We start from the raw sequence: 12,925 nt of genomic DNA on the forward strand, positions 1-12,925 counted from the left end.
GCCGGCACCCCGCCTGCTCTCCACCCGTATACCCACCCTGAACTCGCCGTAAGGATGCGCCGTTGTTCACCCACCAAGATGAATGGAATCGCGGCTACGCCGAAGGCCGACGCTACCGGCCCCTCGACGACGACGAGCGATCGTTGCTCGCGCAGCACGTGCCCGCTCCCGCCGGAGGCCGAGCACTCGACGTGGGATGCGGGGCCGGAGAACTCGCCCTGCACCTGGCCTCCATGAGCTACGCCGTCGATGCCGTGGACTGGGCCGACGCTGCCTTCCCCAGTGCCGACGCGCGCCTCGACGATCCCTCCCACGGATCCGTCCACTGGCTGCACCTGGACATCGAGCGTGCCAACCTCTCGCAACTACAGGCAGACGGTTACGACCTGATCGTCCTGCGGATGGTGTACGCGTTCCTGCGCGACCGCACGCGCCTGACCCGCACTCTGGGCCGACGGCTGCGCAAGAACGGTGCCCTCGTCGTCATCACACCGCTCGCCGCGACCACCCCCGCCGAGCGACGGGGCATCGCCCTCGACGAAAACGAGATCGCCCTCCTGATGAGCATGTGGGACCAGGCACAACGCTTCAACGCGAACGGCATGGCCGTCCTGGTCCTGCGTGGGCTCAAGAAGTCCGCCGTGCAGATCACGAACACACCTGTCCCGCAGCCGAGTTCGGTGACCGAAGTGCACGCCGTGGTCACCGACGCCCAGGGACGCGTCCTGCTGGGCCGCTCGCAACAACAGCGATGGGAGCTGCCCGGCGCGCCGGCCGAGCCAGGAGAAGGATTCGAGCACACGGCGGTGCGCGCCCTGGCCGAGCAGACCGGCGTGACGGCCGAACCGGCCGACGCGCACGTCCTCGGACTGCACCTCGATGCCCCGGACGGCTTCCCGCGGACGAGCGTGGTGGTCCGCATCTCGGCTCACACCGGGCAGGTCCAGCTGCTGAAGCCAGACGGGTTCGGGCACGTGGACTGGCGACCTCTGCACGCCCTGCGCCGTCTGGACCGACTGTCCGCCGCCTCCGCACGGGCGCTGGACCTCATCTGGCCGGGGGTCCTGCCGTACGTGCCCTCCGCGCACATGTACCCGGTCGACAGCGCCTACTCGCCGGTGCCCGGCGAATCGCTGGAGGCGGTCGAGCGGCGCGAGCGCATGGCTGACCGGGTCATTGCCGGGGGCTGGGCTCCCTCCCTGCCAGTACAGCAGGCGCTGCGTGCGGTGCCGCGGCACCGCTACACCCCCGAGAGTCCTCTGCGGACCGCTTACCACAGCGACCTGGCCGTGGTCACCGAGCACAACGACCTTGCCCAGGCGACCAGTTCAGTGTCCGCGGCCTGGCTCCAGGCCGACATGGCCGAGCACCTGCGTCTGACCGAGGGGATGACGGTTTTTGAGGGCGGCTCGGGCGGCTACAACGCCGAACTGATCGCGTACGTCGTCGGCCCGGCCGGCCGCGTGATCACCGTCGACCTCGCTCCGTATGTCGTGCGCCGCACACGGCGGCTGACCGCCGAGGCCGGCAGCGGTCGCGTCACAGCGGTGCTCGGCCCAGCCAGCGACGGCGCCGCCGAGCACATGCCCCGCGGTGGCTTCGGCGCCTCGGTGATCACTTACAACTGCTGGGACATCTCCCCCGCCTGGCGCGACCAGCTCGCCGACGGCCGCTATCTCGTGCTCCCGCTGGAAGTCCACGGCTACACCCGTGCCATCGCCTTCCACAAGAACGGCGAGGTGCTGCGTGCCACGGACTTCACGTTTTGCGGGTTCGTCCGCGACCGCGGCCCTGCGGCCCGCGCCGTCCCCGCCGTCGACCTCGCCGACGGCGAACTGCAACTGCGGTTCCCCGACGGCGTCTCCGCCGAGACCGTCGGTCTGGACGATGCTCTCGCGGGCCCGCGCCACGAAGTGGCCACGGGCGTGAGCGTGGCCGGCAACGAGTCGTTCGAGACCCTGCAGCTCTTCCTCGCCACCACACTGCCCGGTTTCTGCCGCCTCGCCCGCAACCGTGAAAAGGAGAGTGGTATCACCGCGCTGCCCAAACGCTCGGACGCCGCCGCGGTCACAGCAGACGGCTCGCTCGCCTACCTGACCCACACCCTTGCCCAGGACGGCCCTACACCCGATCAGCGCCGCTCGGAGTTCCTGGCCCACGGCTTCGGAGCATCCGGGGCCACTCTTGCCGAACAGCTCGCCGCCGCCGTACGCCGCTGGGACGTCCACGAACGAGCCCACGGATACCCAGAGTTGGAGGCTCACCCTGCCGGAACCCCTGACTCTGAGCTGCCCGCAGGCCACGTGCTGGACAAGACCCACAGCCGGCTCGTGTGGACGTGGCGCTCCGACGCCGCCGACACCCCGGCCCTGCAGCCCGAGAAGGTGAGCGCCCATGAGTGATCCGGTACCCGACCCGGTCGAGCCGCAGCACCGGCTGGGCCTGTACGAGCGCTACTACGCCCAGGTGGAATCCGGCCGCAAGACCATCGAAGTCCGGGTGCGCACGCCCCGGATGACGGACGTCGAGGTCGGCGACGTGCTCGTGTTCCACGGCGAGGAGTCGGGACGCGAACTCGACGTGAGGGCCACGCGGATCAGGCCATACGCCTCCTTCGCCGAGCTGCTCTCCGCGGAGGACGTCACCCGCATCGACCCTGACACCGCGTGCGCGGAGCAGCTCGTCAACCTGCGCCGCATCTACCCGCCCGAGAAGGAGGCGCTGGGACCGCTCGCGATTGGAGGTTGAGCGGGCCGAACTCGTCCATGCAGAAGACGACTTCGGGCTCGCCCTCCTCGGGTATGACCTCGCCATCAGCGATGGCGTAGAGGTGCTCGACACGGGCCTTCTTGGCGGCGTAGTCCGGGTCACGGGAGGTCTTCCAGGTCTTCACGCGTTGAAAGGAGACGCCTTCCTGATGAAGCAGGACCCGAAGGCCCTCGTGGCTGATGTCGTCGACCACCCCCTCGGCGACCAGGAAGTCGGCCAGCTTGGCCAGGCTCCAGGTCGAGAAGGGCAGACCGTGCTCGGCCGGCTTGGACTTCGCGATCTTCTTGATCTCCCGGCGCTCGGGCAGCGTGAAGGTCTTCGGTCGCCCGCCTCGGTACTTCGGGTAGAGGGAGTCGAAGCCGTCGGTGTTGAAGTTGTGGATCACGTCGCGGACCCGGTCCGCACTGGTGAACGTCACTTCGGCGATCTTGGCGACATCCATGCTCTGCGCGGACAGCAGCACCATCTGAGCCCGTCGCCAGGTCACCACCGACCCACTGCCCCGGCGAACGATCCGCAGAAGCCGCTGCCCCTCGTCGTCATCGATCTCTCGGACCCGTACGCGTTCTGCCACCCACACAGCTTGACGCAGAGGCGCCGTCCAGAGCATCACCCGGACGGCGCGTCACATCACAACGCGGCAAACGTTGAATGATGCGGCACTAGCGCGTCCTCGGGCTCCGTTGGCTCTGCCGACCGGCCTGCGGCAAGGGCCGACGTCGGCGAGGACGCTCGACGGACACGTGAGATTGAGCGGTGCGACTCTCTCGGCAACTGGCTCCAGATTGGCGCTCGGCGCCGCAAGCATGCCAGTCATTGGCTCAGGGCGCGTAGCCGCGCAGGAGGACTGCGAACGTCTCGTCCGAGCCCTCCTCCATCTTGTCGGCGGGGAGAGCGCCGCTCAGAGCTAGCTCAGGCGGGAAGTTCGGTGATGCTGAGGGCGAAGTCCAAGTTCCCCACGCCGTGGTTGGCGAGGCCCACCGTGACTACGCCCGCTCCTTCCAGCCAGTGCGCCATTGTCAGGCCGCCGACGTCCAGCGGGCGCAGTCCGAGGCTTTCGATGAACGCTTCCACACTTGCCTTGGCTTGCGCATTGTCGCCGGCGATGAAGACGTCGGGCCGGCCCTTCTCCAGGACGTGGCGGAAGATGGTGTTGAACGCCTTCACCACGCTGGCGCTGGCCGGGGCCGCTTTGGCGACTTCCTGCGCGATCGAGGTCTCCTCGCGGTGGGCCAGCCCGTCGAACGTGGAGTTGAAGGGGTTGCTGATGTCGACGATGACCTTGCCCGCGAGAGCGTCTCCGTACTGGGCGATGGCCGGCACGACGCCGTCGTACAGCAGGGCCACGATGACGATGTCCCCGGCCGGGGCGGTGCCCCATTCTCCCGTCGTGGCGCCGCCGCCGAGAGCCTTGGCCAGGTCAGTGGCCTTGGACTGATCGCGGCCCATGACTTCGACGGTGTTGCCGCCCGCTATCGCCCGCGCTCCGATGGTGCGGGCCATGTTCCCGGTGCCGATGATGCTGATGTTGCTCATGAGGTGTCCTGCCCTGGTTGTGGTTGTTCGGTTTAGATGGCGGTGGTGCCGCCGTCGGCGACGAGTTCCATGCCGTTGACGTAGCTGGAGTCGTTGGAGGCGAGGAAGAGGGCGGCGGTGGCGATTTCGTCGGGGCGGCCCATCTGGCCGCGGGGGATGAGGGACTCGAACCGGTGCTTGGTGGCCTCGTCGAAGAGTTCTTCCTGCTTGGCGGTGGCGACCTGGCCGGGGGTCAGGACGTTGACGCGGATGCGGCGGTCCTTGAGCTCGTTGAGCCAGACGCGGGCCCATGCCTGCTGGACGGCCTTGCTGCCGGCGTAGACGCTCCAGCCGGGGAAGGCGCCGAGGGAGGCGTTGGAGCCGGTCATGAGGATGGAGCCGCCGTCGTTGAAGAGCGGGAGGGCTTTTTGGACGGTGAACAGGGTGCCGCGGGCGTTGAGGTAGAACGCGGCGTCGAAGTGGGCCTCGGTGATCTCGCCGAGCGGGGCGGGCTCTCCCCCGCCTGCGCTGGCCCACAGCACGTCGAGGCTTCCCTTCTCCCGCTTGACGGTGTCGTACAGGCGGTCCAGGTCGTCCAGGTTGGAGGCGTCGCCCTGGACGCCGGTGACGTTGCGGCCGATCTGCTTCACGGCCTGGTCCAGGGCGTCCTGGCGGCGGCCGGTGATGAAGACGTGCGCTCCCTCGTCGACGAACAGCTTCGCGCCTGCCAGCGCCATGCCGGTGGTGCCGCCGGTGATGACCGCGACCTTGCCGTCGAGCTTTCCCATAGTCGTTCCCTTGGGTCGGTGGTGCCGTGTGCACCTGGGGCGACGGCGTTAAGTACACCGTCCTGTGTGCTTACGGTACGGGGCGGGTGGCCGAGGCGCAAACTATGTACACCGGTCGTTACCTAGCTGGGGTACGATGGACCCATGACGGAGTTGGAGAAGGGCCCCACGGGCCGCCGCCGCGGCCGGGGCGCTCGCGAGCGCATCCTCAGCGCGTCCCAGCAGCTGTTCCGTGAGCAGGGCATCAACGGCACGGGCATGGACCAGCTCTGCGCGGTGGCCGAGGTGTCCAAGCGCACGGCCTACCAGCACTTCACCAGCAAGGACGAACTCGTCGCCGAGTACCTGCGCCGGTTCGACCCCTCCGTTCTGTCCGGCGTGTTCGACCGCACCGACCTCACGCCCCGCGAACGGCTCCTCGCCGCCTTCGACGTCCCCCCCAGCACACCCCTGTGCCCCTACATCGGCGCCGCCGTCGAACTCCACGACCCCCAGCACCCCGCATCCCAGTACGCGCGCGACTACAAGAAGGCCGTCGCCGCGCGGCTCGCCGACACCGCCCGCGAAGCCGGCGCCGCCGACCCTGAACAGCTCGGCGAGCAGCTCGCGCTGCTCATCGACGGCGCCGCGGCCCGCACCCGGGTCCTCAACGCCGACGCCTTCCCCACCGCCGCCGCCATCGCCGCCGTCCTCATCGACAACGCCATCCCCGCCACAGTCAGCGATGACCGGCGACGGGAGGAAGTGTCGAGTTGACGTGGCACCTCGCGGCCGGTCTGGGCGCGTGGGCATAGGGAGAACGGTGAAGCCGAGTTACTCCCTGCCGGACGATGTGCATGAGCTTGCCCTGCGCGCGCGTTGGCGCGTCCTGGAGCGGGATCTTGAAGCCCTTGTCTCCGTGATCAGGACAGAGGCTGAGGGTGCCGAGCCCGCAGGCGGGGGCCGGTTGGCGCGACGGGGTGGAGTGGGCACTGCGTTTCATCCAGGAGCAGCGCCGTGAACGGTTGATGGGGCGCTGAACGCCTTCACCCAGTGCATGCCGAGGCACGACGCAGCCACCGAGTCCACCTCGCCCGTTCGGCCCGGACAGATCACTCAGCGCCGTGCGTCGCCGGACGCCAGGAGGCTGGTCAGCTCCGAGACCGCCTCAGGGGAGGGCTTGAAGTAGCGGCGGACGTTCTCCGGCTCCGTGTGCCTCGACTTCGCCCGCCGGTCGGCGAGCCGCACCGACCCTGGGGGCGTTCACGAGAGGGGCTGATCAGCAGCGATTCGACTCTTCAAAGATCATTCCCCGTCTGGCCAGTGATCGTTCCCCGCCGGAGAGCGCGATGAGCTGCGGTGGGGATCCCAGCGCGAGGGTCATGTCGGACCCTAGCAATAGCGTGGCCACATGCCCCTTGACGACGATCTAGCCGCCAGAATGGCGGAGCCGGACTTCTGGCCCCTGTATCTCTTCGACGACCAGCCGGCCGGGTTGCGTGTCCAAGACGCCGTCCGGTGCGCGAAAGTCTCGCCGTGATGCCGGAAAGCGGCCCACCGCCGGATGTCACCACCCGGCGGGGGCCGCTCTGTCGTACGAGGTGCTCAGCGCCTCACTTGAGGGCGTATGCCCGGGTGATGGTCTGGGTCGTGCGGCTGCCGCCCGCGTCCCAGGCCTCGGTCTTGAGGGTCACGTATCCGTTGGTGTCCGCGAGCTTCGGGTGCCGCAGCAGGGCCTGGAAGGAGTTGCTGTCCTTGCGGAGCACCTTCGCCTCCTTCCAGGTGGCGCCGTCGTCGTACGAGACGGAGACCTTGGCGCCGGCCATCGCGGTGGAGCCGGTCCAGCCCTTGGGGCGACCCGCGTCCACGGTGAAGGTGTACGGCAGTCCGGCCCGTGCCTGGTTGAGCACGTTCAGCGGCAGATCGTAGTCGAGCAGGATCACGGGCATGGACTCACAGACCTTGGGCGTGGGGATGAACGCCGTGTCGCAGTCCTTGATGGCCATGGTGGTCGGTGCCGCCTGGCTGAAGTTCCACTCCGTGCGCATCTGGCGGCCCAGGGTGACGCCCGGGACGTCGGTGGTCAGCTTCTGGTCGAGGACGTACCGGTAGTCCGCCTTCTCCTGCGCCAGCTGGCCGAAGCCGGTGATCGGCTTCCCGTTGAGGTAGTAACTCCAGGTGCCGGTCAGGCCCGACAGGGTGTGGGCGGGATCGTTGTCGGCACCGTTGCTGCCGGGCAGCTTCTGCCAGACGTCGGTGCGGCAGAACACACACGGCCCGAACTCGTACTGGGACAGGCGCATCGGCGCGTCGAACCAGCTCCGGGTATAGGACTTGCCCGGGGTGAGGTAGGTGGCGCGCTGGCCGTTCATCCACCAGGTCGAGGAGTTGAAGTTCGCCGTCACGCTCGGCTGGTACGTCACCCCGGTGCCCGCGAGGAAGTAGTCGTCGCGGGTGGTGCCCTGGTAGAGGGGCTGGCCGACGGAGCCGGTGCTCACCTGCAGGGGACCCCAGACGTTCATGTACTCGGCGCCCAGACGCCGGGCGCCGTCGGAGTGGAACGTATTGGTGACCTTGGCGAATTCCTTGACGTCGACGGTCTTGGCCAGGTCGGCGGGGATCCGGTCGTCGGTGAAGTGCGGGTTGTAGGTGTAGCCCGACTCCAGGACGCCCTTCAGGGCGATCCGGACCTTGTGCTTGGCCAGCAAGCCCTTGAGGGTTGCGGCGTTGTCGTACGTGGCGTGGGCGACCGGGATGGTCTGTCCGGCGGGGACGCCGCTTCCGCTCGGCCCGGGGTCGGCAGGGGCCACGATCATTGCGACGGCTCCGGCAGCCGCGGCCCTGGTGGCCTGGTCGTCGGCCTTGCTGACATCGGCCACGGAGACCAGAGCGGTCTTGCCCTTGACGTCGGCAGCGGCGAAGTCCTGCTCGGTGCCGGCGCCGAGGTCGACCAGCTCGGTGCGCTTGGTGCCCTCGAAGCGCTTCGCGTTCACCGAGGACTTCAGCGGGATGGTCACGTGCCCGGGGCCCGTCACCTCCAGCTGGACCAGCGGTTCGCGCCGGGCCAGGGAGGTCTCCAGGCGCAGCGCACCGGTGGTGGCGCCGGCACTGGGGATGGCACCTTGCCTGGTGTCCGCGAGGTTGAGCAGGTTTCCGATGCCGGAGAAATTGGCGTGGCCGTTTGCGGTGCCGTCGTCACGGACGATGAACGTGGTCACCTGGCCGTTCTCCAGGGGCCGGTTCTCACCCTTGATCTTCACCCTGAGGTCGGTGGCGGTGGTGCCGTCGACGGTGAAGGTCTGGTCCCGGTCACTCACTTCGATGTTGGGCACGTCGAACAGGTCGGCCGCGTAGGAGACCGCACCCCCGGCGGGGTCCGCCGAGTAGAGCGAGCCCTCGATGGAGTACTTGCCGAGCGGTACCGACAGGGTGGCGGTGCCGTTGTCGTACAGGGTCTGGCTCTGCCAGACGTTGTTGTCCATCCCGTGCAGGGTGAACTTGAGCGCCTTGGGGGCCTTGCCGAAGCGGTCGGTGACCTTCAGCGTGACATCGTGCTGCTCGACGGAGGTGACGAAGCCGAGCGCGGCGTGCACCGACTCGCCGCTGTCGGAGGTGGCGGTGACGGATCCGCCGTACTGGCCGGTCTTCAGGCCGTTGTTGTCGAGCGTGACGGTGACCTCGGCGGTGCCGCCGGCCGGGACGGTGACCCGGCCGTCGGACAGGCCCGCTCCCGACAGCGACAGCGTGCCGGCCGGGACCGCGGTGCCGCTCGCGTCCTTGGCGGCGGCCGTCACGGTCACCACGGTGTCGGTCGCGGCGTCGTTGTGCAGCGTCAGGGTGCGACTGCGGGTGGGGTAGGTGCCCTTCTGCCACGGTATGACGCGGAAGTCGGCGGTGCCGGACAGCTCCAGCGACGGGTCGAGTGCGGCGGGGATGTCGACCCGGCCGTAACCCTGCTGGTAGACGGTCTGGTCGGCAGCTGACTTGGCGTGCGCGGTCAGTGCGTCCTTGATGCGCTGCCCGGTCCAGTCGGGGTGGCGCTGCTTGAGGATCGCAGCGGAGCCGGCCACATGCGGGGTGGCCATCGAGGTGCCGCTGGCCGTGGTGTAGTTGGCATCCACGGGGGTGCCCATGGTGGTGCCGGTCGCGCGGGCGGCGACGATGTCCACGCCCGGGGCGGTGATCTCCGGCTTGATCGCCATGTCGCCGAGGCGCGGGCCGCGGCTGGAGAAGTCGGCGAGCGCGTCGGACTTGTCGACGGCGCCGACGGTGAGGGCCGCGTCGGCGGCGCCGGGGGTGCCCAGGGTGCTCTCGCCGGGGCCGCTGTTGCCGGCGGCGATGACGAAGAGGGTGCCCGAGGAGGCGCTGAGCGAGTTGACCGCGCTGGTCAGCGGGTCTTCACCGGGGGCGTCGGGACCGCCGAGGCTCATGCTGACGACGTCGGCGCCCTGGTCGACCGCCCAGTCCATGCCGGCCAGGATGCTGGAGTCCGTGCCCTGGCCCGAGTTGGACAGGACCTTGCCGATGAGCAGGTCGGCGCCGGGGGCGACGCCCTTGTACTTGCCGTCGGAGTTGGCGCCGCTGCCGGCGATGGTGGAGGCGACGTGGGTGCCGTGGCCGTGACCGTCCTGGACCGTCTGGCCGTTGACGAAGCTCTGGTTCTGGACGATCTCGGACTTGATGTCGGCGTTGTTCAGGTCGGCACCGGTGTCCAGCACGGCGACCTTCACGCCCTTGCCGTCGTACCCCTTGGCCCACGCCTGCGGAGCGCCGATCTGCGGCACGCTCTTGTCCAGTGCGACCTTCGCCTTGCCGTCGTACCACAGCTTGGAGACCCCGGCAGTGCCGGGGACTGTGGCGGCCTGGGCGCTTCTGCTGCGTGCCGTGGCGGGCTTGACGGCCTGCCAGAAGCCCTTCGCGCGGTGCTTGTCGACATGCACCGCGGACAGCCCCAGTCGGGGCATGACTCGCTCGTTGTCGCTCCCCGGCAGGTCCTCGGTCTTCTGCGTCAGGGCGGCGGCGGTCGGTTTCCCCTGGAAGTCGACGATGGCGGGGACCTCGTCGGTCTTCGCGTCGCCGTACCCGTCCCGGACCATCCGGCTGACGTTGAACAGTTCACGGTCCACCGTGCCCGAGGCGACCGCGGCCGTGGTGTCGTCCGGGTAGACGTACAGGTCGCCGTTCTGTCCGCTGACGGTTTCGAACGTCTTGGACGTCCCCGCCGCGGAGATGACGGAGACCGCCTGCCTGCCGTCGGGCTCGGTGGTCAGCGAGACCGTGTCGCCGGTGATCAGAGTCACCGCCGCCGCCGTCGCCGCCTGCTTCTGCAGCGTCGGGCGGCTGCTCAGGTCGAGAGGCGCCGAGGGTATGGCGGCTGTCGCGGTTCCGAGCTGGCTCGTCAGTGACAGGGCGACTGTCACCGCGATCCCGCTGACGAGGGCGGTGCGCCCCCGTCTGAGGCGGGCCTTCTGCATCGGTTGTCCTTTCACGCTCAACTGGTGGGCGCTGCGGGGCAATTGATACCGAGGGGGACCGACCGAACGTCCGGCCGACTCCGCGCGCCGCTCGGAACCTAGCTCTCCGGCCGGTGCGTCTTCCATAGGTGGTGTGGCGGATATGCGCCACATGGCGCACACCCGCCACGTGGGTCCGCGACGTGGGCAGCGCCGGGCCGCCGATGCGGCCCTATGTGTCCTGGCCGATGCCCGGCGGCTGCAGCCCGTCCAGGTCCCCGGCCGTGACCCAGCCGCGTTCGCAGGCGTGCCACCCGAGTTGCATCCGGCTCGAAGCGCCCGCCAGATCCATCAGGCCGCGTACCCGGCGGTTGACGGTCCGCTTGCCGATCCCCATGAGGCGGGCGATCGTGTCGTCGGTGAGACCGGACAGGAGCAGGAGTAGCAGATGGGTGTCCGAGCCGGAGAGTTCGCCGCGGTGCGTCTCGCCGGTTGACGGTTCCAGGGGGAGCGCGGTGACCCACATCAGCTCGAACAGTGCGACGAGAGCGTCGAGCAGGGGGCCTTGGTGGATCTGCACGACGGCGCCCGGTGGCCGCCCGTCGTCCGTCCGCACCGCGAGCATGGCCGTGGACCGGTCTACGATGATCAACTTGACCGGGAGTCTGGCCAGCACGCGGGCCTGTTCACCTGCGTCCATGTACCGGCGGATCTCCAGCTGCACCGCGTACCCCTCGATCGCGGCCCGGTCGTACACCGTCCGGAAGCGCACCCCCGCTGCCAGTTGCTCCAGCTCCGCGACGTTGAACTCCTCGATCAGCAGATAGGGCGGGGCGTCGAAGCGCAGTACTTCCCGGCGGGCGCGGAGCTGGAGCTGCTCGTACCGCTGTGCCAACGCCTCGGCCGGCACGATTTCGGCGATCTCCTCCAGGGCTGCCGGCCGGAGCGCCTCGCGGTACTCCTTGGTGAGTCGCTGCAGAACGCCTTTGGCGGACTGCAGTTCGTTCATGCGCGCCAGCAACAGCGTCTCCCCGGCGATGTCCGGCGGGGCGGGAATCAGCTGCGCGGGCAGGTCGTCGGTGAGGGTGACCAGCCCCTTCACGGCCAGTGCCGCGACCGCCTGTTCGAGCTGGGCCCCGGTCAGGCCGGCCCGCTGCTCCAGCCGGCCCACCGGGCAGCGCCCGGACCCCACCAGCAGTTGGTACACCTGCGACTCGGCCGTACTCAGACCCAGCGCCTCAAGCATGAATGTCCTCTCCTCACGAGCTCCCCGTTCCCACCCCGCGCACGCGGACCGCCCCCGGACCTCGATCAGTCCGGGGGCGGTCAGTCGGCGTCACTGCAGGCGCGAGCGGCGGCTCAGGGCGCGGACCCGGCCGCGCCCAACCGGTTTGCACACTCTCGGTCGTTGCCGCGCGGAGCGCGTCGAGCTCTGGGACCGACCTGGAACCTCGGCCAGCATCTATCTAACCGCTGAAATGATTTACAGTAAAGTTTCTACTTGGCAAGAGGTTTGGCTCCAGCTGATCAGCCACCAGGTCGGGCTCGCCGCGACGTACCTGGAGCTGATGCGGGCCGACTGCACCATCCCGGTGTCGGCCTGGCAGCCGGGGCAGCGGGTAGGGGTGGCCGCCATCGGCACCGCCATCCGATCCGACAGCCCCGACCTCGAGGTCAGCGACCTGGCCCAGTCGATGACCGGCTGGAGCCAGTACTCGGCCGGCCCGGCCGGCTCGTACCTCAAGCTCGACCGTGACCTCTTCGCCGACCCCGGCTACCACCTCGGCCAGGGACCGACCGCCTACTACGGGATGGCCGATGTGGCGCCCGTCGGCGAAGGCGACGTGGTCTTCATCTCCGGCGCCGCGGGCGGGGTCGGCTCGCTGGCCGGGCAGATCGCCAAGTGCCTCGGCGCGGCACGGGTGATCGGCAGCGCCGGCAGCCCGGCGAAGGCCGACTACCTGGTGAACGAGCTCGGCTACGACGCCGCGTTCGACTACCACGACGGCCCGGCAGCACAACGGCTCAAAGAGTTCGCACCCGAGGGGATCTCTGTGTTCTTCGACATCGTGGGCGGTGAGCAGTACGACGCTGCGCTGCAGGCAGCCCGGCCCGGGGCGCGCTTCGGCCTGTGCGGCTCCCTGTCGAGCCAGCTCGGCGACGCGTCGGACCGCTCCCCGCAGCCCGACCGCACGGCGGCCGAGGCCAAAGGCATCGAGCTGCTGCCCTTCTCCTGCCATCACACGCCCGATCAGATCGCCGCCTGGCGCGAGCACTTCAGCACGTGGTTGAGCCAGGGCCGCTTCGTCTACCCGCAGACAGTCCTCGAGGGCCGGATCGAGGACGTGCCGCAGGCGTTCCTCTCCCTGCTGCAAGGTTCCTACCGGGGCAATGTCTCGGTGCGGCTGCCGTGACCACACT

At 69.2% G+C, this 12,925-nt stretch carries 8 protein-coding genes and 2 pseudogenes; 4 read left to right on the forward strand and 6 right to left on the reverse strand.

The window, feature by feature from the left end:
* The first annotated feature begins 62 nt into the window (after positions 1 to 62).
* Both fxlM and AC07EJ_RS42040 read left to right on the forward strand, forming a co-directional pair.
* Positions 63 to 2,402: a methyltransferase, FxLD system gene (gene fxlM / locus AC07EJ_RS42035; protein WP_478886208.1), complete on the forward strand. Its 2,340-nt coding sequence runs from the start codon at positions 63 to 65 to the stop codon at positions 2,400 to 2,402.
* Positions 2,395 to 2,748: an ASCH domain-containing protein gene (locus AC07EJ_RS42040; protein WP_389479651.1), complete on the forward strand. Its 354-nt coding sequence runs from the start codon at positions 2,395 to 2,397 to the stop codon at positions 2,746 to 2,748. The genes fxlM and AC07EJ_RS42040 overlap by 8 nt, the downstream gene beginning before the upstream one ends.
* On the opposite strand, the pseudogene AC07EJ_RS42045 reads toward AC07EJ_RS42040, so the two are convergent.
* The 3 genes and pseudogenes from AC07EJ_RS42045 to AC07EJ_RS42055 form a co-directional block, all read right to left on the reverse strand.
* Positions 2,699 to 3,343 (reverse strand): annotated as a pseudogene (locus AC07EJ_RS42045) (helix-turn-helix domain-containing protein); the annotation flags it as partial. The gene AC07EJ_RS42040 and the pseudogene AC07EJ_RS42045 overlap by 50 nt on opposite strands.
* Before the next feature lie 338 nt (positions 3,344 to 3,681).
* Positions 3,682 to 4,305 carry an NADPH-dependent F420 reductase gene (locus tag AC07EJ_RS42050; protein WP_329580146.1) on the reverse strand — a complete coding sequence of 208 codons (624 nt, stop codon included), beginning with the start codon at positions 4,303 to 4,305 and terminating at the stop codon, positions 3,682 to 3,684.
* Positions 4,306 to 4,337: 32 nt separating this feature from the next.
* Complete coding sequence (locus tag AC07EJ_RS42055) at positions 4,338 to 5,072, reverse strand: SDR family NAD(P)-dependent oxidoreductase (RefSeq protein WP_393588079.1); 735 nt, start codon at positions 5,070 to 5,072, stop codon at positions 4,338 to 4,340.
* Positions 5,073 to 5,216: 144 nt separating this feature from the next.
* Between AC07EJ_RS42055 and AC07EJ_RS42060 the strand changes: the two genes are divergently transcribed.
* Positions 5,217 to 5,828 carry a TetR/AcrR family transcriptional regulator gene (locus tag AC07EJ_RS42060; RefSeq protein ID WP_478886209.1) on the forward strand — a complete coding sequence of 204 codons (612 nt, stop codon included), beginning with the start codon at positions 5,217 to 5,219 and terminating at the stop codon, positions 5,826 to 5,828.
* Between the two features lie 339 nt (positions 5,829 to 6,167).
* On the opposite strand, the pseudogene AC07EJ_RS42065 reads toward AC07EJ_RS42060, so the two are convergent.
* From AC07EJ_RS42065 to AC07EJ_RS42075, 3 genes and pseudogenes are all read right to left on the reverse strand, one after another.
* A pseudogene (locus AC07EJ_RS42065) lies at positions 6,168 to 6,278 on the reverse strand (site-specific integrase); the annotation flags it as partial.
* A gap of 386 nt (positions 6,279 to 6,664) precedes the next feature.
* Positions 6,665 to 10,525: a S8 family peptidase gene (locus AC07EJ_RS42070; RefSeq protein WP_478886210.1), complete on the reverse strand. Its 3,861-nt coding sequence runs from the start codon at positions 10,523 to 10,525 to the stop codon at positions 6,665 to 6,667.
* Positions 10,526 to 10,736: 211 nt separating this feature from the next.
* The gene (locus AC07EJ_RS42075) at positions 10,737 to 11,750 is read right to left on the reverse strand and encodes a helix-turn-helix transcriptional regulator (protein WP_389479645.1); all 1,014 of its coding nucleotides are present in this window, start codon (positions 11,748 to 11,750) and stop codon (positions 10,737 to 10,739) included.
* A 232-nt stretch (positions 11,751 to 11,982) separates the two neighbouring features.
* Between AC07EJ_RS42075 and AC07EJ_RS42080 the strand changes: the two genes are divergently transcribed.
* Entirely contained in the window at positions 11,983 to 12,918 is a 936-nt protein-coding gene (locus AC07EJ_RS42080; RefSeq protein ID WP_478886211.1) for an MDR family NADP-dependent oxidoreductase, read from the forward strand.
* Positions 12,919 to 12,925: the final 7 nt, after the last annotated feature.

The sequence above is a fragment of the Streptomyces sp. NPDC045026 genome, from assembly GCF_056432625.1.